Origin of the sequence: Mesorhizobium sp. J8 (assembly GCF_016591715.1) — a bacterium.
Lineage (GTDB): Bacteria > Pseudomonadota > Alphaproteobacteria > Rhizobiales > Rhizobiaceae > Mesorhizobium.
The window spans coordinates 5119815-5143068 of record NZ_AP024109.1; the positions used below are offsets into that span (position 1 = coordinate 5119815).

At 62.8% G+C, this 23254-nt stretch carries 16 protein-coding genes; 10 read left to right on the top strand and 6 right to left on the bottom strand.

From position 1 onward, the window contains the following. Window positions 1-59: 59 nt before the first annotated feature. Window positions 60-4598 (bottom strand): ATP-binding protein, encoded by a 4539-nt coding sequence (locus MJ8_RS24520; RefSeq protein WP_201411255.1) that lies wholly within the window; start codon window positions 4596-4598, stop codon window positions 60-62. A gap of 218 nt (window positions 4599-4816) precedes the next feature. Here MJ8_RS24520 and MJ8_RS24525 point away from each other — a divergent pair, with 218 nt between their 5' ends. From MJ8_RS24525 to xth, 8 genes are all read left to right on the top strand, one after another. Beyond that, on the top strand, window positions 4817-5608 hold the full coding sequence (locus MJ8_RS24525) for a DUF4238 domain-containing protein (protein WP_201411256.1): 792 nt from the start codon (window positions 4817-4819) through the stop codon (window positions 5606-5608). 9 nt (window positions 5609-5617) lie between these two features. Continuing rightward, window positions 5618-7225: a hypothetical protein gene (locus MJ8_RS24530; RefSeq protein WP_201411257.1), complete on the top strand. Its 1608-nt coding sequence runs from the start codon at window positions 5618-5620 to the stop codon at window positions 7223-7225. Between the two features lie 182 nt (window positions 7226-7407). Next, entirely contained in the window at window positions 7408-8160 is a 753-nt protein-coding gene (locus MJ8_RS24535) for an ImuA family protein (RefSeq protein WP_201411258.1), read from the top strand. Further along, on the top strand, window positions 8075-9595 hold the full coding sequence (locus tag MJ8_RS24540; RefSeq protein ID WP_201411259.1) for a DUF6504 family protein: 1521 nt from the start codon (window positions 8075-8077) through the stop codon (window positions 9593-9595). Before MJ8_RS24535 ends, MJ8_RS24540 begins: the two co-directional genes overlap by 86 nt. Continuing rightward, the gene (locus MJ8_RS24545; protein ID WP_201411260.1) at window positions 9592-12864 is read left to right on the top strand and encodes an error-prone DNA polymerase; all 3273 of its coding nucleotides are present in this window, start codon (window positions 9592-9594) and stop codon (window positions 12862-12864) included. The genes MJ8_RS24540 and MJ8_RS24545 overlap by 4 nt, the downstream gene beginning before the upstream one ends. Before the next feature lie 96 nt (window positions 12865-12960). Then, window positions 12961-13146 carry a DUF3606 domain-containing protein gene (locus tag MJ8_RS24550; protein WP_041005413.1) on the top strand — a complete coding sequence of 62 codons (186 nt, stop codon included), beginning with the start codon at window positions 12961-12963 and terminating at the stop codon, window positions 13144-13146. 220 nt (window positions 13147-13366) lie between these two features. Next, window positions 13367-15112 carry a DNA ligase D gene (ligD, locus tag MJ8_RS24555; RefSeq protein ID WP_263649256.1) on the top strand — a complete coding sequence of 582 codons (1746 nt, stop codon included), beginning with the start codon at window positions 13367-13369 and terminating at the stop codon, window positions 15110-15112. After that, the gene (xth, locus tag MJ8_RS24560; protein WP_201411262.1) at window positions 15109-15939 is read left to right on the top strand and encodes an exodeoxyribonuclease III; all 831 of its coding nucleotides are present in this window, start codon (window positions 15109-15111) and stop codon (window positions 15937-15939) included. The genes ligD and xth overlap by 4 nt, the downstream gene beginning before the upstream one ends. A gap of 121 nt (window positions 15940-16060) precedes the next feature. On the opposite strand, the gene MJ8_RS24565 is transcribed toward xth, so the two are convergent. Continuing rightward, window positions 16061-16651 carry an SOS response-associated peptidase gene (locus tag MJ8_RS24565; protein WP_201411263.1) on the bottom strand — a complete coding sequence of 197 codons (591 nt, stop codon included), beginning with the start codon at window positions 16649-16651 and terminating at the stop codon, window positions 16061-16063. Window positions 16652-16710: 59 nt separating this feature from the next. Between MJ8_RS24565 and MJ8_RS24570 the strand changes: the two genes are divergently transcribed. Together MJ8_RS24570 and dinB are read left to right on the top strand one after the other, a co-directional pair. After that, on the top strand, window positions 16711-17217 hold the full coding sequence (locus MJ8_RS24570; protein WP_201411264.1) for an SOS response-associated peptidase family protein: 507 nt from the start codon (window positions 16711-16713) through the stop codon (window positions 17215-17217). A gap of 41 nt (window positions 17218-17258) precedes the next feature. After that, on the top strand, window positions 17259-18344 hold the full coding sequence (gene dinB, locus MJ8_RS24575) for a DNA polymerase IV (protein WP_201411265.1): 1086 nt from the start codon (window positions 17259-17261) through the stop codon (window positions 18342-18344). A 170-nt stretch (window positions 18345-18514) separates the two neighbouring features. Here the strand turns inward: dinB and MJ8_RS24580 are convergent, their stop codons facing one another. From MJ8_RS24580 to MJ8_RS24595, 4 genes are all read right to left on the bottom strand, one after another. Then, window positions 18515-19444, bottom strand: a complete 930-nt coding sequence (locus MJ8_RS24580) for an ArdC family protein (protein WP_201411266.1) — start codon at window positions 19442-19444, stop codon at window positions 18515-18517. A 276-nt stretch (window positions 19445-19720) separates the two neighbouring features. Further along, a complete protein-coding gene (locus MJ8_RS24585) occupies window positions 19721-19906 on the bottom strand; it encodes a hypothetical protein (RefSeq protein WP_201411267.1) in 186 nt (61 codons plus the stop codon). Between the two features lie 465 nt (window positions 19907-20371). After that, window positions 20372-20959 carry a hypothetical protein gene (locus tag MJ8_RS24590; protein WP_201411268.1) on the bottom strand — a complete coding sequence of 196 codons (588 nt, stop codon included), beginning with the start codon at window positions 20957-20959 and terminating at the stop codon, window positions 20372-20374. Between the two features lie 505 nt (window positions 20960-21464). After that, entirely contained in the window at window positions 21465-23126 is a 1662-nt protein-coding gene (locus MJ8_RS24595; RefSeq protein WP_201411269.1) for a ParB N-terminal domain-containing protein, read from the bottom strand. Between the last annotated feature and the right edge of the window lie 128 nt (window positions 23127-23254).

Here is a 23254-nt window from a genome sequence, read left to right on the forward strand (position 1 = left end):
GCGTGAGGACGCTAAAGCTGAAGCCGAAAGTCACGGATTGCCTGAGCTTTAACTCAAGGTTAGACGGCTTCGAGCTTCTGTACCCCCATGAGACCGCGCTCAACCAATTGGTCGATCAGGTCGAGCGCGCGGGTACGCCGAATTGGATCTTCGCTATTTGAAGCATAGAGCTTAAGCGCCAGTTCGCCGACTTCCTGCATTTCATATGCCCGAGGATCCCGACCAGAATCATTCCTCTTCCTGACCGTTTCTTCAAGGAGGTTGAGCACGAGATCGTCAAGACCAGGAGGCACACGTTCAAGTCGATGCAGGAAATAGGTTCGCTCGCTCTCGAAATACTTGGATGCCGCATAAGCGTTAAACACCTCAGCATGAGCTGAGATATCTTCAGTCTCCATGCGCCGAAAACAGTCAAATGCCTCGTGTCGTACCGCTGCCTCGTCATCGTCGAAAAACCGAATCAACCAATCGGTGCAAGGCGTACCGAAGCGGGCGGATTCGAAATTGGCAGCGGCTACCGCAGCTGCTGCACAGCGATGCTCAGCATCGGCCACAATCAAATTTTCGGCGAATGACAACCAGTCTCGATCATCGAGGCATCGCCGGAAGATGGCTAGCGCGCCAAATCCTCTAGCGAGCGGGTCCTTGTTAATCAGATAAACGTTGATCAGTTGCGCGAAGCCTTCGATTTCGAGTTCGGCGACCCAGTTCAGGATCTGCTGACCATCGTTGGAATACAGAGCTTCGGGACAGGTGCGCGCAACGCGGAGCACCCAATCGATGGCTTGCTTACCTTCATGTTTGAGTGCACACATCAACAAACCCGTCAGCGCAGACTGCACATGTGGAGCTGCGGGGGCGCCGACGATCCCGTCCGCCGTTGAGCGGTATTTCTCGAACTTTTCTTTCGAGTGCCAGCAGATGCTTCCAAGGATGTCGAGGGCGGACCCGCGTGCCGAGTTGATCGCCTTGGCGCGAAGTTCGCCACCAAAGGTAAAGGCCTTCTTCCAGTCGGGCTCCTTTGCTCGCTCGCCGCGGTTTATGTCGACAATTCCAGTGCTATCATCAGGTTTCGTCGCAATGTTCAGCACCAAAGCTTCAGCAAGCGGACCGAGCGGCCCTTTGCACGCCCGGATCATCCAGATCAAGGCGCGGTCGTCCGATTTCGCGGCAGGATTTGTATCCAGGGCAATGAGCACCCTTTCGATCAAATCGGCGTCGGGCTTAGTTTCCGCAATGCCGGCAGTGATGCCCCAGGTAAAGTCCTCGTGCGAACCCTCGGGAAACCGACCGAGCAACGTTAGGAAACGCTCCGGCGCCTCCTTCGCGCGCTCCTTCAATTCACACGACAGCTCCCTGGCGCCACCACGCAGTCCATCTTCTCCCGAGAAGCGTCTCTCGAGTGGCAGGCTAAACTTGGCTATCGCGCGCAGCCAGGACCGGTCACTCATGAGCTTGGTACGTTCACCGTCGATGGGCGAGCGGACCATGCCTCCGCGGATGCCGTCAGGTTGCTCCGGCTTTTGGCCAGCAAACTTTCGGTCGAGTTCAGCCAACCGCCGCCGTGCATGCGGTGACAACCACCCCGCACCAATCTGGCGCAGCACCGACCATTGACGCTTCCCGGAATCGTTGAGACACCAGGTTGGATAGTCGTTGAGCTTCGGTGTGAGCCGAGACTTGTCGCCCGCCTGCTCCCGCCGCGCGAGGGCACGTTTCGCACTGTCGATTTCGGGCCGCAACGCTAGAACCGCTTTTTCGCAGCGCCTGCGCTCATCCGGTGTGAGCCAAGGCATTGCTGCAGCGATCGCGCGCCCGGCCGAATGCCCGTCAGCACCGTGCCAGCCTGCTTTGAAAAGTCCGGAATTGTCGACCTGTTCGACGAGCAAACCTCGCAGCGCCTTCGGGTTTGCCGCAACGGTCTCAAGCAAGAAATGCAAACTTGTGATATATAATTCTGGCCCTATCCCGCGGAGCAATCGAGCTGCGGCTCGCGGGTCCTGTTGGGCGACTTGCGCCAACGAGGCTCGCACCAGGTCCAATAAGTCGATTGTTTGCATTTCGGTCTGATCCCGGTGTCGCCAGTACCAGATCGAATCGTTGGCCGGCCTCGAATTCCCCTGGACCGAGCGTTCCATTGCAAGCCGCATAAAAGGCAGGATCTGTTCAAGGAACCCCAGGGGCGATGCCTTGGCGAGCTCGCTCAGCCAGTGTAACGACGTCCCGCCATTCTCGTAACGATGCCTGAATGGATGTCCCTCTGGATGGAGGCGGAACCAGCGCCCAAGTTGCGCGCCAAAAATGCGTGCCGCTTCGTCCGGTGCGATCTTGATCCAGGAGCCGTAATAGTCGTCCCAATCGTCCTCGGTTTCCCAATCATCAGGCATTGCCCGATCGAGCGTGGCGATCAGACAATCGGCGAGGCACTTGGCATCCGATTTTGGCTCGATGAAACGCAACGTTGCAAGTACATCGCGGACGCGCTCTGGTCGCCGATCCAGAAAGCCGTAGAGCAGCTGAGATACCTCGTTGGGCGCGATCGGCGCGATCGATCTCAGGAAGCCCAGTGCCCAGTTTAGATCCTCCCCGTCATAGGCAAGCCAGTCCTCTATCAATCCGTGCTTGTTGAGCAGGTCGAACCAAGGTTTGCGCTCGTAAATGACGTTGCCCGACTTGATCGGCAATCCATCGCGCTGAGCGTAGCGTGCAACCAGCTCCCATTCCCCCATCGTAGGATCGGGGATCGTCGCAAGCCAGCGTACGACCGTTTCGCGGATATGCGGGCGCACTCGCCTATCGCCCAGGACCGCACCTAGATCGACAAGGTAGCGGCTGAGTTCAATCTCTCGCTCGAACGCTAGGATTTGTCGGGTCTGAGTACGTCGGAACAAGGTCTGTTCGCTGGCCAGCAGGAAATCGATGATTGGTTTGCGCTGTTGTACAAAGTGTCGGGCATGCAAATAGTCGAACAGCGATTCATGCAAGAAGCCGGTCCGGAGGCCGCGCGCAACGATCAGTCCAGCGCGCTGCAGGATATCAAGCGCTCCAGCGAAAGGGTCCAGCGCCGCTACCGGAGCGAAGAGTTCCTGCCGCTCGCTCATTGTCGCGGCGAGTGCGGTCAGGGGAGCAAACACGCTCCAGCCGGGCCGAAAGTCGCGCTGGATCTCCTGATCGCGCGCAGCTAGCAACCGGCCATAGAGTTCGGAGAGATGTTCTACTCGGCGCAAGTCGCTGATCCCACTCTTCGCGAGTGCGGCGGCTAGCGTCAGGCCAATCGGAAGCGCCAAGAGCGCCATCAGGCGTGCGTTGTTGGGATCGTGCAGAATGCCAAGCCGGGTGAGAACCGCGTCAACTTCAGCACGTTGGAAGGGGGCCACGTCGACCCGTAGATTGCCCTTAGCTTGGGCAATCTGCCTGAATGCATGATCATTTTCGAGATCGAAGCTGCGGCAGGCGAAGATCAGTTGGACATGCGGATATTGTGCGGCTTTGCGGACCAGCTCAAGCACAACACGACGCAGTTCGGCGATCCTTCCTGAAACTTCACTGACTGCATCGGCCTGGTCAACGAGCAGCACCGCGCGGTTGTCGGAGGCTAGCTGTTCGAGAACTACCACTGGATTATCCGCTGTGCCGACTGTCTGCGCGCCAAGTTCGTCGAGCGTTGCGACGGCGCCAGCCTGATCGACGCGGAAGGCGAGATGGAGGGTGCCTTGGGCGCGGAGCTGTTCAATTACATCGGCGAGGATAGCCGATTTTCCGATCCCTGCCGCGCCGGCCAGCAGCACGACTCCTGCGCCTGCACGCAACCCGGCAAGCACTTCCTGCACGGCTGCACGCTCAATGCGGTAAAGGCCGGCACCGAGCGGCGGGTAGGAACCGAGATAGCTAGCGGTTGCGTCGCGGATACGACCAGGCAGTGCGCGGTCGAGTTCGTATTGCTTGGTTTCGATACCTGCACTGCTCAGGAAGCTAATGACATCCTCATATACGAGCGGCCGGTTGAAGTTGCGCTCTTCCTCAAGCCAAGTGCGGAATTGCGCCGCGATCGTGTCGGGATCACCTTTGAACCAATAGGTAATGCGCGCACGCAGGTTTTCAGCGAGATCGGCCTCGGACAAGGTGCGGAACTCTGTCTGCCGCAAGAATCGAAATGCCTCCGTGGCATCGCAAGCCAATCGTTCCTTGAGCATGCACCAGTGCTGCGTTTCCTTCTCCGACAGACTTGCCTCGAATGTCTCGGGACTGTGTGTGGCAGGCAGCTTATCCTGAAGCAGTTTGAGTGGCGGTGAGGGATCACTCGACACGAAGAGACAACGTCCCCCCATGTTCGCAGTTTTGGTTCGAAAGGCTCTGAGCACGCCGGCGGCGTCGAGAGCGGCGATCGACCAAGTGCCCGTTGCGGTCTGACGCTTGCACTGATGCCATTCAACCCAGGCAGCGCGGGTCAACGAAAATTCGAATCCCTGTTCCTCATCTCCGAGGGCTTCGACGGTAACACCTCGAACGGTGCCATCCAACAGTCCGAGCAGTTGATGCGCCAGCCAGCGTGCTTCGAAGCGGTTGCCCGCTTTATCCGCAATTCCCCCCCTGTGCATTACACTCGTCCGTTGTCCTCGTCGGTCCCAGGCGCATAGAACAGACCTAGAACATTCAAATTCGCATGGCAACTGTGACCGCGAATGCTGCTGACCTCTTTGCGGTCATGTTCGATCGCTTACCCCGGCCGCATCGTGATAGTTGCTGAATATGATTTGTACAAAGCGATTCTAGCAAACTTCATTCATGCCTTGCGAAGCACGTGCGGCACTCAGCCATGACGAAGACACGCAACAATCACTACGTCCCACAATGGTACCAGGAAGGTTTTTTTGAGCCGGGTCGGAACACCTATTTGTACCTCGATCTAAGCCCACCTCAGCACGCGCTACGAGATGGACGCGTGGTCACTGAGAGATCGAAATTCGTTTCACCAACGTCACGCGCGTTCTGTGAGAGGGATCTTTATTCGACCTTCTTCGGCACGTCTGTGGTTGACGAGATTGAGCGTAAGCTCTTCGGCGATATCGACGCGCGCGGAGCGCACGCGGTCCGCGCCTTTGCCGGCGAGGACGCCCGAGAGTGGCGTCGTCACTTCACAACGTTCTTCGAGTACCTCGACATCCAGAAAATCCGCACTCCCAAAGGATTGGACTGGTTAAGCGCGCAATATCCGCGACTGACACAGAACGACCTAATGTTTGAGATGCAAGGCATCCGGATGATGCACTGCACGATCTGGGTCGAGGGGGTGCGAGAGATCGTTTCGGCCCAGGATGCTGACGTCAAATTCATCGTGAGCGATCACCCGGTCACCATCTACAACTATGCGGTCCCTCCGGGCGCCAACTCCTATCCGAACGAACCCTCGATCGCGTCGAAAGGCTCGCAGACTATCTTTCCCCTGAACCGCGATTTTTGCCTCATCCTCACCAATCTCGAATACGCGGAAGACCATTCGGCTAATCCGCTCGAAAAGCGTACGTTTGCGGGAAATTATCGCAACTCGATCGTGCGCACTGACGCCTTAATCCGCACCCGAAAGCTGACGAGCGACGAGGTTATTTGAATCAACCGCGTGCTCAAGGCGCGGGCGAAGCGGTACATTGCTGCCGGCAAAGAGGAATGGCTCCACCCGGATATGTCGTCGACGGAGCCTTGGCCCGAACTGCGCAATGTCTTCCTCCCGCCCAAGAATGGACTTTGGCACTTTGGCGGCGAGATGTACGCCACCTTCGAAGGCGGAGGAGTTTACTATCAGGACGCGTTTGGCCGAAGGGAAAAGGAGCGCGAGTTTCTAAAAAAAGAGCCTCCATCGAAGCCGCCTCACCATCGCGCCCTCTGCGGTTGCGGATCCGGGCGCACATTCGGCTTTTGCTGCGAGTCCAAACCAGTTGCCCTTCGCCCAACATGGGTGGAGCGTAGCATTCGCGAGCGCAATTTGATGCTGTTCACCGGCATCTCCGAGATTCTCGGGATCACGCCAGACCGGGATTGGGTGACGGTTCGCCGGGAAATCACTGATGAAAAGATTAGAGACGCCTATGGGCTCTACGACGCCTTGTGGCCCCGGGATACGAACTTACTGGCGATGTTGCCAAAGCCGGACGGTACGGCGCGCGCGATTTATACAGGGCTTTTGCACCCCTCAGCTATTCCGAAGTGCGCGCTCGGCTTGTCACTCTATTTTGACGAACTGCTGATTGAGCATCCCTTCATCCATCCGGGGACAGTCAACAAGAGCTTTAGTCCGCTCGAGCATCCCGGGATGTATAGGCAGGAGTTTCTTAAGTCGGTCGCCTTATTCACGATGATGATGCCCCTTGTGGAAAGGGGTCTCGTCACACTGTTTCCAGATCCCTGCAATTTCGATTTCCATCTGCGCGATCAGATGTTCGAAATGGCCCAGGTCCGCTCGAGGGGGTTGAAAGTCGATCCAGACGAAGAAGCTGGGTTCATTGAGATGATGAAGGAAGAGCACAAACGGGCGATGTTGCTTTTGCCACGCGAAGCGCTTCGGCACCAAGTTCTCCGGGACTCTCCCACGCTAAAAGAAGTGGATGTCGAGGCTGTTCTCGATGCCTTCGATCAGCTTCGTCAACAAGACCCACTTGCCGTGTCACAAGAGGGCTCGCTCGACGGTGCACAGGATGGCGGACAACTCACGCCATTTAAAATTGCACCAAACTTTGAGATAACGATGTATCTCGCACAGGCCACTGGCTCATGCATCGTCACCGACAGCGTGTTTCGCTGGCGCGAACTTATGGTGGCCGCTCAACGGGGCTGGTTGGGCGCACCGCCGCTGGCCCAGCTCCGCGCTAGCATGGAGCAGGCCGATTTTGCGTTTCCTTACGATGTCCAGGATATCAGCGCCCTAGCCGAGCGCGGGATATTTGGAGCTTATCCAAACATCATGCGGAAGATCTTAAAGTATCTTTCGACGCTTTCAACGAGGGATTCAAAGCCGAATTTCGAAGCCAGCCTCAATGCTGAATTTGAGCGCATCCGAGCCTCAACGGCTTCAGCCAAAAAGAGGTCCGCAACTCACCTGCCTAAGGCTCGGATATCGTGCCTTTGGCCCGCTGGAGGCATCCAAGACAACACCGTGAATCGGCTCCTGTTAATGTCCAGTTCCGAGCACCACCTCGCCAGCGTACCGATGGCTCTATTTGTCGAGCGCTGAGCCACGGACCTCGTCGAGCACACCAGCGCCAAATGCCGATGATGGCCGCTTGCAGGCAATGAAAAAGCCGTCCACCCGTCGGCCAGTTGGAACTAGGACCAGCCCACTTGACTCACACCGCTCAATCGTAGAACAAAGAGAGAACATGCTTATATACGCTTTCACGGAGGTCAACGACCATCTTGCGGCCGGAGCCCGCCATAGACGACTTGCGCGCACGGATCGAAAAGATCGAGGGCCGGCGCCGACGCGCCAGGTCGGTGCTTCCTTTCGGGATCGCCGAGCTGGATGCACGGCTTCCGGGCGGAGGACTGGCGCTTGGCGCGCTGCATGAAATCGCGGGCGGCGGAAACGGCGCGATCGATGGCGCGGCCGCGGCGCTGTTCGCCGGCGGTGTGGCGGCGCGCACGCGCGGCAAGGTCTTGTGGTGCATCACGCGGCCCGACCTGTTCGCTCCGGCGCTGGCGCAGGCCGGCCTGAAAGCGGATCGCGTCATCTATGTCGAAGCCGGCGACGACAAGACGATCCTAGCCTGCATGGAGGAAGGCATCCGGCATGGCGGCCTCGGCGCGGTTGTCGGTGAAGTCGCGCGGCTGACCATGACGGCCTCGCGGCGGCTGCAACTCGCCGCCGAAGAAGCCCACACGATCGGGATCGCGCTGCGGAGATGGCGACGGCAGACGGAGGCGGCCGATTTCGGCCAGCCGACGGCAGCCATGACCCGCTGGCGCATCTCGGTCCTGCCCTCGGCGCCGCTGCCTGTGCCGGGTGTCGGCCGGCACCGATGGCTCATCGAATTGATCCGCGCCCGCGCGGGTGACAGTGCCGATTTCGAATTGGAGGCGTGCGATGGCACGGGTCGTCTCGCTGTTCCTGCCGACCTGGCCGACCGACAGGGCGCGGCGCAAGGCCGGCAACGCAGCGCCGCCGGCTGAGGCCCCGCTCGTCCTGGTCGGTCGCGACAAGAACAGGCGCGTGGTGCTCGCGGCCGATGCCGCAGCACTCGCCGCCGGCCTGCGCGCCGGCATGCCCGTGACGAAGGCGCAGGTGCTGGTGCCGGGCCTTGCGATCGAGGACGCCGACCAAGAAGCGGGTGCCGAAGCGCTCGAGCGGCTCGCCGTCTGGATGCTTCGATTTGCGCCGATCGTGGCGCCCGATCCGCCCGACGGGATCGTCATCGACACAACGGGCGCCGACCATCTCCGTGGCGGCGAGGCCGCCATGCTCGAGGGCATGGTCGGGCGTCTGGCGATGTCCGGCATCGTCGCGCGCGCGGCGATCGCGGACAGCTGGGGCGCGGCGCATGCGCTGGCCCGGTATGGCGGCCAACACATGTTCATCGCGCCACCCGCCCACGGCCCATCCATTCTGGAACCACTTGCGCTCGAGGCGCTGCGGATCGCGCCATGGACGGCGGCCGAACTGCGCATGCTCGGCTTCCAACGGATCGGCGATCTCCTGAAACAGCCGCGCGCACCGCTTGCCCTGCGCTTCGGCCCGGAGATCGGCCGCCGCATCGGCCAGGCTCTTGGCGATACAGCCGAACCTATCGACCCTGTCCGCCCGCCGGACATCGTCGAAGTCCGCCGTGCCTTCGCCGAGCCGATCGGCGCGGCCGAGACAATTGCGCACTACATCGGCAAGCTCGTCGCCCAGCTCTGCAAGGTAATGGAGCAGCGCGGCCTCGGCGCGCGCCGGCTCGATCTGATCTGCCATCGCGTCGACAGTCAGGCTCAGGCGGTCCGTGTCGGCATGGCGATGCCCGTCCGGGACGCCAAACGGCTCAGCCGGCTGCTTTGCGACAAGGTCGAGACCATCGCGCCGGGTTTCGGTATCGAGATGATGATCCTGGCGGCGACGGCGGCCGAACCCCTGGAGCGCAGCCAGGTCGTGAGCTCCCTCGTCGAGGAAACCGTGCCGGACGTGTCCGACCTCATCGATACGCTGATGAACCGCGTCGGCGAGCGCGCCGTCTACCGGCTTGCGCCCGTCGCCAGCGACGTGCCGGAGCGTTCGGTCAGCAAGATCCCGGCGATGGCGGCCGACACCGGCGCGGGCTGGCCCAGCCATTGGCCGCGGCCAGCCCGCCTGCTGCCGCAGCCGGACCCGGTCGAGACGGTGGCGCTGTTGCCCGACCATCCGCCGGTGTCCTTCACCTGGCGCGGAGTGCGCCGGCGCGTGAAGCGCGCGGACGGTCCGGAGCGGGTCTTCGGCGAATGGTGGAAGCGCGACGCCGAGGTGATGGCGGTGCGCGATTATTTCCGGGTCGAGGACGACGCCGGCGAGCGCTACTGGCTCTACCGCGCCGGCGACGGCGAGGATGCCGCGACGGGCACGCACCGGTGGTTCCTGCACGGGGTGTTCGGATGAACGAGGCGCGTTATGCCGAGCTGCAGGTCACCTCGCATTTCAGCTTCCTGCGCGGCGCCTCCTCTGCCGAGGAGCTGTTTTCGCAGGCGGCCCTTCTCGGTGTCGAGGCGCTCGCCGTCGTCGACCGCAACAGCCTCGCCGGCATCGTCCGCGCCCACGAGGCGGCCAGGACAACGAGCGTGCGCCTCATCGTCGGTTGCCGCCTCGACCTCACCGATGGCACGTCGCTGCTCGCCTACCCGACCGACCGTGACGCCTATTCCCGGCTCTGCCGGCTGCTCTCGCTCGGCAAGGCCCGGGCCGGAAAGGCGAAATGCCATCTCGAATGGAGCGATGTCGTTGCCTATGGCGACGGCCTCATCGCCGTGCTCCTGCCCGACATGGCCGATGAGATCCTGGCGCTGCGCCTGAGACATCTACGCGAGGCATTCGGCGACCGCGCCTACATGGCGCTGACGCTCAGGCGCCGGCCCAACGACCAGCTTCGCATCCACGAGCTGGCCATGCTTGCCTGGAAGATGAAGGTGCCGTGCGTCGTCACCAACGACGTGCTCTTCCATGAGCCGGGCCGCCGCATGCTGCAGGACGTCGTGACCGCGATCCGGCACAATGTCACCATCGACGCGCTCGGCGAGCGCCGCGAGCGGCATGCCGACCGGTACCTCAAGCCGCCTCAGGAAATGCACCGGCTTTTTGCACGCTACCCGGAAGCGCTGGCGCGCACGATCGAGATCGCCGACCGCTGCCGGTTCTCTCTCGGCGAGCTAGCCTACCAATATCCGGAGGAGCGCGACGATCCTTCGCTGACACCGCAGCAGGCGCTCGAAAAGCTGACATGGCAGGGCGCCGCGACGCGCTACCCGGAAGGCATGCCGGACAGTGTCGCCCGCTCGCTGCGTCACGAATTGCGGCTGATCGAGAAGCTCGGTTATGCACCCTATTTCCTGACCGTGAATTCGATCGTGCGCTTCGCGCGCTCGAAGGACATTCTTTGCCAGGGCCGCGGCTCCGCCGCCAATTCGGCGGTCTGCTACGTGCTCGGCATCACCTCGATCGATCCCGGCCGCAACGATCTTCTGTTCGAGCGTTTCGTCTCCGAGGAGCGTCGCGAGCCGCCCGACATCGACGTCGATTTCGAGCATGAGCGGCGCGAGATCGTCATGCAGTGGGTGTTCGACACCTATGGACGCGACCACGCGGCGTTGTGTTCGACGGTGGTGCGCTACCGCACCAAGGGCGCGCTGCGCGACGTCGGCAAGGCGCTCGGCCTGCCGGAGGACCTCATCCGCACGCTCTCCGGCCAGGTCTGGGGCTGGTCCGAAGAGGGCGTCGAGGAGCGGCATGTCGAGGAACTCAATCTCAACCTTGCCGATCGCCGGCTGCGACTGACGCTCGACCTGGCGCGTCAGCTGATGGGCGCGCCGCGTCACCTCAGCCAGCACCCGGGCGGCTTCGTGCTCACCCATGACCGTCTCGACGATCTGGTGCCGATCGAGCCGGCAAGCATGAAGGATCGTCAGGTGATCGAATGGGACAAGGACGACATCGACGCGCTCAAATTCATGAAGGTCGACGTGCTGGCGCTCGGCATGCTGACCTGCATGAAGAAAGGCCTCGATCTCCTCGCAGAGTGCAAGGACATACGCCTCGACCTTGCCACCATACCGGCGGAGGATCCGCGCACCTACGCCATGATCAGGAAAGCCGATACGCTCGGCACCTTCCAGATCGAGAGCCGGGCGCAGATGTCGATGCTGCCGCGGCTGAAGCCAAGGACTTTTTACGATCTCGTGGTGCAGGTCGCGATCGTGCGCCCCGGGCCGATCCAGGGTGACATGGTCCACCCCTATCTGCGCCGCCGGGAAGGCATCGAGCCGGTGCACTACCCAAGGCCGGAGCTCGAGAAGGTGCTCGGCAAGACGCTCGGCGTGCCGCTGTTCCAGGAGCAGGCGATGCGGGTTGCCATCGAATGCGCGGGCTTCACGCCGGGCGAAGCGGACATGCTTCGCAAATCGATGGCCACCTTCAAGTTCACCGGCGGCGTTTCGTCGTTCAAGACGAAGCTGATCGACGGGATGATGGACAATGGCTATGAGCGCGCCTTCGCCGAGCAGACCTTCAAACAGCTCGAAGGCTTCGGCTCCTACGGTTTTCCGGAAAGCCACGCCGCTTCCTTCGCGCTGATCGCCTATGCCTCGGCCTGGCTCAAATGCTGGCACCCGGATGTCTTCTGCGCGGCGCTGTTGAACAGCCAGCCGATGGGCTTCTACGCGCCGGCGCAGATCGTACGCGACGCCGCCGCGCACGGGATCGAGATCCGGCCGGCTTGCGTCAACGCCTCGCGCTGGGACTGCACGCTGGAGCCTATTTCCGATGGCGGACATTTCGCCGTCCGGCTGGGCTTGCGCATGGTGCGCGGCCTCGCAAATGCCCATGCAAGCACGATCATCGCCACGCGCTCCGACCAGCCCTTCGCCTCGGTCGACGATCTGTGGCGGCGCGCCGGCGTGCCGCAGGCAGCACTTGTCCAGCTCGCCGAGGCGGACGCGTTCCGGCCAGGACTTGGTCTTCCGCGTCGCGAGGCGCTTTGGGCGATCAAGGCGCTGCGCGACGAGCCCTTGCCCCTGTTCGCGGCTGCATCGGCCCGTGAAGCGGAGCAGGTGCCGGAGATCCACGAACCGGCGGTGGCGCTTCGGCCGATGACGGCCGGCGGCGAGGTCGTGGAAGACTACCGCCATATCGGCCTGACGCTGCGCAGCCATCCGATCTCTTTCCTGCGCGACCACCTTCGCCGTCGCCGCATTGTCTCCTGCGCCGAGGCGATGGAGACGCGCGATGGCCGCTGGCTGGAAACGGCAGGCATAGTGCTCGTCAGGCAGCGCCCGGGCTCGGCCAAGGGCGTCATGTTCATCACCCTTGAGGACGAGACCGGGATCGCGAACCTCGTCGTCTGGCCGAAAGTGTTCGAGCAGCACAGGCGGACCGTTCTGTCGGCGGGCATGATCGCCGTAAAGGGCCGGATCCAGCGCGAGGGCGAAGTGGTCCACCTCGTGGCTCGCAAGATCAGCGATCTGTCAGCCGAGCTCGCCAGCGTCGGCGAACGGGAGGGCAGCTTTCCCGTGCCGCACGGCCGCGGCGACCAGGTGCGCAATGGCGGCTCGGGACCCGATCCGCGCGAGCTGCCGCCCAAGGGGCTGCGCAGCCGCGATATCTACATACCCGACCTCCACATCGACAACATCAAGGTCAAGCCCCGGGATTTCAGGTGAAACGCCGAATTTCTTGCCCGGCTCAGGATCGCAAGACGACCCAAAGCGTTAGAAGTCGAACGTCGTGACCGGGCGGCGATCGAACAGGAGACGATAATGGCAGACGACAAATCGAAGCGAGGCGCCGCAGACCGTCGGCAGGTCTCCGGCGGTGAAGGCTACGAGGTCAATTATTTCGCCCGCAAGCACGGCATCAGCAGAGAGCAGGCCGAAGCCCTGATCAAGCGGGTCGGCAACGACCGCGACAAGCTCAATGCCGCCGCGGAGAAGCTGAAGAAATAGGCCGCGGACTACGAATGGCGCATCGGGCAGTTGGGTTGTGTTTGAGTGAGGTCAGGTGAGCAAGTCAGCTTTGCGTCGCCCCAGCACCCGAGGATCTTCAACGCCCCTTGCGAAGCCAGCCTCGCGCGGCGCAGCCAAACTCGCGCCGCCCGCGTTCCGGCCGCTCCAGCTTGCAAAACTGGTGGACACGGTTCCTCCTGGCGACCGCTGGATCCACGAAATGAAATATGATGGCTACCGCATTCTCGTCGCCGTGGGCGGTGGCGAGGCGCGCGCCTATACGCGCTCCGGCCTGGACTGGTCCGGCCGTTTTCCGTCCATTTTGGCGGAGGCGCGCAAGCTCAAGGTTCGCTCCGCCCTGATCGACGGAGAGGCGGTGGTCATGGATGCGGAGGGCCGATCCAGCTTCCAGGCGCTGCAGAACGCATTGAAGGGCGCTCCCGCGAGCATCGATTTTTATGCCTTCGACCTGCTCCAGCTCGACGGGGAAGACCTGACAAGGTTGCCGCTCCTGCAGCGCAAGCAGAAACTGGAGAAAATCCTGCCGGCGAAGCACCCCGTCCTGCGCTACTCCGATCATATCCAGGGCCGCGGGGAAGAGTTGCTGAACCGCTTCTGCGACGCCGGCCTGGAGGGGGTGATCTCGAAGCTCGCGGATTCGGCCTATGTCGGCGCCCGCGATGGAAGCTGGCTGAAGATCAAGTGCATCAAGCGTCAGGAATTCGTGCTCGTCGGCTGGACGCCGTCAGACAAGGATCGCGCGTTTCGATCGCTAATCCTCGGCGTCCATGACGGCGGAAAGCTGCGCTACGCCGGCAAGGTCGGGACCGGTTTCGATGCCGCCGGGATGGCCCGGCTCATGCAGACCATGGCGCCGCTGGAGCAGAAGGCGGCAACGGTCGAGGCGCCGCGTGCGGAGGTCCGCGGCGCGCACTGGCTGCGTCCCAGGCTTGTCGCCGAAATCGCCTTCACCGAGATGACCAATGAAGGGACACTGCGCCATCCAAGCTATCTCGGCCTGCGCGACGACAAGAAGCCGGAAGCGGTCGTGCTCGAGACGGAACACCGCACGGCGACCCTGCCGCCGCCGGCGACAAGCGCGGTCGCGATCAGCAATCGCGGCCGCGTGATCTACCCCGAATCCAACATCACCAAGGGCGAGCTTGCCGATCATTATTCCGACGTCGCCGCGATCATGCTTCCCTGGGCCGCCAGCAGACCGATCAGCCTGGTCCGCTGCCCGCAGGGGCGGGCGAAGAAATGTTTTTTTCAGAAGCATGACGCGGGCAGCTTCGGCGACAAGGTCCATCACGTGGGGATCACTGAAAAGGACGGCCATGAGGAGCCCTATCTTTACGTCGACGATGCCGAGGGGCTTCTAACCTGTGTCCAGATGGGAACGATCGAGTTCCACGGATGGGGAGCGCGTATCGAAGACGTCGAGAAGGCCGACCGCCTCGTGTTCGACCTCGACCCCGACGAGGGACTGGATTTCGAGGCGGTCCGCGCTGCTGCATTCCAGTTCCGGGATATTCTGAAATCCATCGGCTTGACCACCTTCCCGATGCTGACGGGCGGCAAGGGCGTGCATGTGATCGCCCCGCTCACGCCGCGAGCCGAATGGCCGGAGGTAAAGGCCTTCGCCTCCGGGCTTGCTCAGGCGGTCGCGCATAGCGACCCCAGCCACTTCACGGCGGTGATGTCGAAGGCCAAACGCAAGGGGCGGATTTTCGTCGACTACCTGCGCAACCAGCGCGGCGCCACGGCGATCATGCCTTATAGCGCCAGGTCGCGGCCGGGCGCCCCGGTCGCAGCACCTGTCACCTGGGCGGAGATGAAGACGATCGATGCGCCCTCGCATTTTCATGTCGGCGACGCGCCCGAGTTGAAGAAGCGCGCCGCATCGAAGGCCCTCGCGGACTGGGGCCGGGCCGATCAGTTCCTGCCGGACCTCATGAAGCCATGAGGATCGCCACCTACAACGTCAACGGCGTCAATGGCCGCCTGCCGGTGCTGCTGCGCTGGCTTAAAGAGGCAGCGCCGGACATTGCCTGTCTCCAGGAACTCAAGGCGCCGCAGGAGAAGTTCCCGGAAGGGCCGATCCGCGACCTCGGCTATGACGTGGTCTGGCATGGCCAGAAAAGCTGGAACGGCGTCGCGATCCTGAGCCGGGTCGGCAACATCCACGAAACGCGGCGCGGCCTCCCCGGCGACCCCGATGACAGCCATAGCCGCTACATCGAAGCAGCAGTCAATGGCATCCTGATCGGATGCCTTTATCTTCCCAATGGCAATCCAAGGCCAGGCCCGAAATTCGACTACAAGCTGCGTTGGTTCGACCGCCTCATCGACCACGCAGCCGAACTCGTGGCGTCCAGACAGCCGGTGGTGCTGGCAGGCGATTTCAACGTCATGCCGACCGAACTCGATGTCTACAAGCCCGAGCGCTGGCTGGACGATGCTCTGTTCGCGCCCGAGGCGCGCGCCGCTTACGCGACGCTGCTCAAACAAGGCTGGACCGACGCACTGCGCGCGCGTCATCCCGGCGAGAAGATCTACACGTTCTGGGATTATTTCCGCAACGCCTTCGGCCGCAACGCAGGCCTGCGCATCGACCACCTTCTCGTGAGCCCGTCGCTCAGGAAGCGGCTGATCGATGCCCAGGTCGACGGCGAAGTGCGCGGCTGGGAAAAGAGCAGCGATCACGCGCCGGTCTGGATCGAGCTCTCGCAAAAGTCAGCGCCTCGCGGCCGTTCAATGCCTGACGAACGAAGCAGCCCCAGGAGCGGCTAAGCGTCGGTTGCTCGCCAATGATGAAACCGTCACGATGTTTAGCTGCGGCGTCGACAGGCTTCGTACGTCTAAAATGCCTACGCCCGTGTCGCGGCCGCATTCAGCAGCGCACCGCCTCGCTTCACCCGACCTGCTCCACGAGCAGCGTCCCCGGCTGAAGCGGCTTGATCAGCGATTTGGCGGATACCGACGGATCAAGCCAGCTCGCCCAATCCTTGCGCTCCAGGATCACGATCTGCCGATCGTGATACGGCGCGATATCGGGACCGGGTTCCATCGTGAGCATGGTGAGCGCTTCCCCGACATCATCGGCGTCGCGCCAAATCCCGGCGATGCAGAAGATCGGCTCGTCGCGCTTGGTGAAGAGCCACTTGTCCTTGCGCTTTTTGCCCTTGTCTGTCGGTTCGGTGAATTCGTAAAATCCATCGGCTGGTATCAGGCAGCGGTTCGAGGCGAACTCGCGACCGTCCGAGCGGAAGTTGTAGACCGGCCTCTTGTTCGGTCCAGGCCAGCTCCACCGGCGCTGAACAAGGTCACCCTCGCCGACCGCTCCGTCAACCGGGCAGATGATCGGCCCGATGTCGGTTATCTTGATGTCCTCGCGCGCCTGGAGGTTCGGCGCTCCTTCACTGAAGCGGATCTTGATCTTGAGATCGGCGAAGTCCTCCACGATCGAGGCGACATCCACCATCAGCCGATAATCATTGCACATGTCTCACCTGTCTCTGCGGCATTGCGCGGCGGCTTCGTTCCTGTTATGTTCTTTTGGCTATGGGCGCAACAGTTTTCGATTCCGACAGCCCGCTCGACGAGCCCCGCGTCATCATAAGGCGCTACGGCGGCGATGTTGAGATGCTCAAGCTGCCGTGGGGACTTCAACCGAAGGAAGCAGGCGGGCGCCCCTTCACCGTGGTGCGCGCGGAGGACCGATCGTTCCCGACCCATCGCTGCCTCGTGCCGGCGTCCGAATTCCGGCACCGAAGCCAGGGGAAGAACTACAGCTTTCGCCTCGCCGACGATGACTGGTTCTATTTCGCCGGCATCTGGCGGCCGGCGAGCCGCGATTGGCCGGAAGCCTACGCGATCCTGACGATCGAGGCCAATGACGACATCGCGCCCTACCATGATCGCCAGATGGCGGTGCTGCGCCGAGACCAGCGCTCGGCCTGGCTGGACATGACGCGTCCCGAACACGAAGTGCTTCGTCCCCTTCCCAAGGACAGTTTCCGGATTTCCCGCCTCCATCAGGGCCGCGCGCAGGCTGAATTCGCGATCTGAGCGTTGTAGATCCTGCAGCACGAAGCACATATCGTGGCGAAATGGCCCCTGACCGCAACGCCGACCAGCGCAAGATCATTCATGTCGACATGGATGCGTTCTACGCGTCTGTCGAACAGCGCGACAATCCGGAGCTGCGCGGCAAGCCGCTGGCCGTCGGCGGGGCTGCGGCGCGCGGCGTGGTGGCTGCCGCGAGCTACGAGGCTCGCGCCTTCGGCGTTCGCTCCGCGATGCGTTCGGTTACGGCAAAGCGCAAATGCCCCGAGTTGGTCTTCGTGCCGCCCCGCTTCGACGTCTACCGGTCCGTCTCGGCCCAGATCCGCGAGGTGTTCGCCGAACACACCGATCTCATTGAACCGCTCTCGCTCGACGAGGCCTATCTCGACGTGACGCGGAACAGGCTCGAAATTTCGTCTGCCACGACGATCGCCGAGATGATCAGAGCGAAGATCCTGCTGGTGACCGGTCTCACCGCTTCCGCCGGCATCTCATACAACAAATTCCTCGCCAAGATGGCCTCCGGCCAGAACAAGCCAAATGGCCAGTTCGTCATCACGCCCCGCCATGGGCCGGCCTTCGTCGAGGCGCTGCCAGTCAAGAAATTTCATGGCGTGGGTCCCGCAACGGCTGGCAGAATGGAGGCGCTGGGCATTAAGACAGGCGCCGATCTCAAGGACCGCTCGCTTGCCTTCCTGCAGCAGCATTTCGGCAAGTCAGGGCTATGGTATTATCAGATCGCGCGCGCCATCGACGAGCGCGCGGTCGAGCCGGATCGGCCGCGCAAATCGATCGGCGCCGAGGATACGTTCGCAGCAGACATCTCCGAACTGCCAGCAGCAATCGCCGAACTTAAGCCGCTGACAGCCAAGGTCTGGGAGCACTGTGAAGGCAAGGGCATCCGCGGCCGGACGATCACGCTGAAGGTCAAGTTTGCCGATTTCCATCAGATCACGCGCAGTCGCACCGTGTCGGTGCCAATCGAGCTCTCTGACTTCGAACGTCTCGCAGCCGATCTCCTGAAGTCGGTGTTTCCGGTACAGAAGGGAATCCGGCTGCTGGGCGTCACGCTTTCGTCGCTCGGCGATGTGTGGCCGCCGGAACAACGGCAACTTCGGTTCGAACTTTAGGATGAGCGCAAAAGGAGAAGCGGCCGCAGGCTATGCGGATCAGCGCGCGTGGGGATCGGATTTGGCGATTATCCTGGATAGCTAATCCGGCCCAATCATCGGCCGGCACGATCGTGCGAAGCAGAGGGGAAGGCACATGGCCTCCCCTTCCGGGGGTTGATGCGTGAACATCAGGCGGCCTCGCATTCTTCTGCGCCGTCCGGCTGCAGCCCGTGCAGGAAAGCGACGGCGCGTTGCGCATGGGCAGCGGCCGAGAAGATCGCACGCTTGTCGCAGCTTAGGACTTTCAGCCACGAGCCGAGGTAGCTCGCATGGTCCGGCCGGGGCTCGAGTTCGGGCGCGATGCCAAGATCGGCGCAGAGGAAGCAGCTTCCGAGCTCGGCGATCAGTTCCTCGCGCGCTCGCTCGCTGCGATCCTTGGCGTAGCGACTAAGGTCGCGGTTCACGCGATGCGGCGCCGAAGTCCAATGGGTAACCTCGTGACTGAGCGTGGCGACGTATGACGCGGCGTCCCGGAACGTCTGAAGCGGCGGCATCTGGATGTGGTCCGTCACCGGGGCAAAGTAAGCGCGATCCCCGCCGTGCCGGATTACCGCCCCGGTGTTGGCAAAGAACCGGTCGGCATGCTCGATCGGGGCGATCGGATCGCGCACCGGCTCCGCCTGCCTTTGATAGAACTGGTCCGGCAGGCCATCGATTTGCGCAACGTTGAAAACGGAATAGGCCTTCAGGAACGGGATCTCGTGCTCGATTTCCTCGCCCCTGGTATCCCTCTCCGTCTTGGTGAAGCGGCTGGCGAAGACCACCATTGAGCCGGTCTCGCCCTTGCGAACCGCGCCGCCAAGTTCGAGCGCCTGCCTGAATGTCATCCACATCGGGTTGGAAAAGCCGCGCGCGACAGCCTCCGACCAAAGCAGCAGCACATTCATGCCGTTATAGGGCAGACCATTGTGCCTGAGCGGCCGGGTGACGCGGCCGGAGGCATCGCTCGATTGCCACGGCTGCATCCAAGGACGGACACCCTTCTCCAGCTCGGCTACGATGCGGTCGGTGATCCGCGCATAGAGATCGATACGTTCTGCTTTTTCTTTCCTGGTCATTTCATGAACCTCCAGTTGGAGGCCGCGCCGATCGCGGCCCCGTCACGGGGGGCCACCTGGGCGGAGCAGGAGGGCAGGCCGCGCACCCGACCGGTTCCCGTCGTGCTCGCACGATGGAGATGGTCATGGGCCGCAGCGACAGCGGAGGACGGCGAGGCCGTTGCGCTGACTGCCTGGCTTCGCCAGGACCTCGGGGCAGGACGGGGCGCGAGCGGACGTCAGGAAACGGAAAGGCGGCGCTGGGCGCCGCCTTTCTGCAGTCGAGAGAAGGCCGGATCAGTGGACCGACCGGCCACCGCTATAGGGATCGTATTCGAAGAGGATTTCGACATCGGCGTCGTCGAGTTCATCGGCGGGCATGACGCCAAATTCGTTGTCGACCTGGAAGAGGATGACGGGAACCATGAGCGTGCGGGCGAGCGACCATGCGGTCTTTTGGGCGAGTATGAGATCGTGGGACATCTGAGGGCTCCATCTTGGAGCGGGCCAATTCCCGCTCGATGGCTCCGTCAGTGTGCGGAAGCGGGCGCGATCACCCGAAGGCGTCAGCCGAGCGGCCGCAGCATGCTAGCGGACCCCTCGCGGGTTGATCGGCGAAGATCCGCAGCCGCACCAGGAAAGCCATTACCAGAGAGCGGATTGGGCCGTGAAGGAGCCCAGCATGCCGATCGGGCGAGGCTGGCGAAAGGGCCGGCATCGGCGGCCGTCCCCCAAACGTTCGTGCGCCGGACCTATTCGCTCGGCGAACTGTATGGCAGCGGTCGTCTCTCTTCGTTCGCCACGCAACGGCACTCGCGACGAAACCGTCACCTGGCCATGATGGAAAGCGGTGTATTGGGTAGGCCCTGCGCAGTCGATGCAAGGGGCGAATGCGCCGGATGTACACGACATCGAAGGAGGGCGGGACCGGAGTCCCGCCCTCGACGTTTATCCGAGAGCTGCCATCTGCAGTTCGGCAGCCTTGCGGTCGACGGATTGGCCGGGGTTTTCGACTGGCCGCTCGAAGGGCTTCCAGGCCTCGCCTACAACCTGCTCGTAGGCCGCGATAGCCCCCTCGGCGGCCATACGCAGCGCATGGGCCTGTAGCGCCATATCGGCGGCGAACTCGCGCTTGCGCTGGGCGGCGCTGTCGAAACCGACGGGGCCTGTGGTGTCTTCGTTCCGATCGTCGCAGGCCGACTTGGCCGTCGCGTCCCGTGCTTCGGATACCGCTCGGCTGTAGAACTGGCCGGCCCCGTAGGCGGATCCGACAAAGGCACCGACGACGCGTTGCAGGTGTATCTGCATGGCGCGTTCCCCCAGCCCTTCGTCAAGCGCCGCGGCCGTATCCACGACGAGCTTTTCGTGCAGGTCGCGAATGCCGTCGCTGTCGAGCACCGGGAGGCCAAAACTCTCCGAGACGAGCGAGCACTGTGCGGCGTCGGGGCACACGAGTCGGACCATTTGGAAGGTAGTACCCTTGCGCAACGGGGCGACGCGGGCGGTTGCGCGGGGATTGGCGGCTTTGCTGGTCATTGACATATCCTTTCTTCAGTTTCTCGAGGTCAGGACCGACTCCGTGCCGACCCTGCCTCGGGCGCGGACCAAAAGAACCGGCGGAACGACGGGCGCTTCAGGGTCCGGGCGGACCGAGACGAGCATGGAAGGTTTGCGGCCAAGCAGGCTTCCTTCAGCCCTCGCGCGGGACGCGGGCCTGCCATGTCGAGACCGGACCGATCCGGCCGCCCCGCGGCGCGGAACGCGGCCTTGAAGCGCACGGCCGCGGGTTCAGGACCGCATGAACCCCGAGTGAGGACCGGCACGGGCGTCGACTTCGACATTGGAACCGAAGGACAGGTGATCATGGCCACCTGCCGACTCATCGACCGATGGCCGCTCGGCATGCACACCACGCCCACACCATGAGGGCCGTGGTCCGACACCGGAGGGACCATCATCGGCAGCGCCCGCTGTCGCGGCCGTACACCTGCAGCCGCCAGGCGAACCTGACGGCGGCAGAGCGATCAAAAGGAGGCAAGGTCTATTCGGCAGCCTCGCGGTAGCCGTCATCGAGCCCGCCTTTCTCGGGCCGTTGGTCCTCTACACTCAGACCGTCGACTTCGGGCCCAAGGTCGTCATCGACCTCGGGCACGGTGCTCTTGGACAGCCACTCGGTCAGGCTCGCCGCATCGGGAGCGAACAGCGCAGCCGGGTGGACGAAGTGGCTCTCCTTGAAGTGCTCGACGAGCGCGGCCCGCGTGTCCTTTACGCGCGCCCTCGGCAGGACCGGCGTGTCGGCGCAGGAGCCCTCGAGCGCCGGACGTGACAGACAGGAGAGGAAGTCCTCGGTGCCCATATTGACGAGGAAGCTGTCTGCGCCGATCGCGCCGCCCGCAACGAGCGCCACCACGCCCGACTTGCTCATGCCCTCGCGGCAGGAGAGCGCATCGATGAGGACGCCCCTGGCGGCGCTGCGCAAAGTTTCGGCATCAAAGGTGAACTTGCCCTCGGCATCGAAGAGGGTGGCTGCGTGCCGCGGCATTCGGCGACCGAACCCATGATTGCCGCCAGCACCGGAATCGACGCGCACGTTCTGGCCAGCGAAGGCGAGAACGAGCAGCGCCAACAGCGTGTCGTCTGCGATCGGCGCCCGCGACAGCGCCTCATGCAGAGCATCGGTGCGCAGGTCGCCGATCATCTCGATACCCTTACGGGTCATATCGGGACGCGACTTCGGCATGACGATCGCTTCCGTCACGTTGGCCTTCTTCTTGGCCTCGGGCAGGCGGAAGTGGACGGTCCTTACCTTTCCCTCGCGGTCGAGATACATCGCGGCGTGATCCGACTTCTTCGGCGTGCCATAGACGCGTTCCGCCTTCGGCGGCAGCTTCACCTCACCATAGGCGTTCGGTTCGCTGATGATGCCGTTCTTGGGCAGGTTCTGCGTCATCCATTCCTGCTGAGCGCCGAGGAAGGCCTCGACGTCGGTGGTGTACCGGCTGTCCTGGTCGGCCGGTGCGAACAGATCCTCTACCCAGGCGATGCCGTAGGCCTCGCGCAGCTCGTCGTCAAAGCTTGCGTCGCGCGCGTACATGCGTCGCTTCGCGAGACCGTTGGCGATGCTCCACCACGACACCTGTGGGTCGCCCTTGCTGGGCTTTTTTGCTTTCCAGACCTCCTTCTGCTCCTCAAGCGAAGCGGCCGCGATAGTGCGGAGCTGCTGCTCGTTCGGCATATCGCCTTTGGCCATTGCGTCGAGCATCGCCGGCAGCACATTGGCGAGCAGGCGCAGCTTCTTGATCTGGCGCACCGACTGCGCGAGCGCGATCGCAATGGACTCTTCGGTCCAGTTCAGCGCAACGAGACGCTCGATGGCTCGCCAAAGATCGACCGGGTTGAGCTGCTCGTGCGTGATAGAGGTGGCCAGCGATCGCATCGCGCCGCCGTCCTCGGCTCGAGGCACGACCAGAACGGCGACCTCTTCGAGACCTGCTGCGATCGCCTGCTTCGCGCGCCGGTGACCCTGATCGATGACGAAGCCATTGCCGCCATCGGCTTCAGCGAACACGATCAGTGGTTCGACGACGCCAATGGCCTTGATCGTTGCGAGTAGCAAGGCGTCCGCCTGCGAGCTGGACTTGGAGCGCCTCGCCTTGTCAGGATTGTCCTTGAGCGCGCGCGGATCGACAAATTTCAATTCCATGGGAATGCTCCTAGGGGGTTACGGACAGGCCCTTCGCCGGTCCTTTCTCGTCTTCTTTCCGAAGACATCACCCGGCCCGCGGAGCGGGCGGGACGGGGCAATTGCGCTGGAGCATCCCTGCCCGGCTG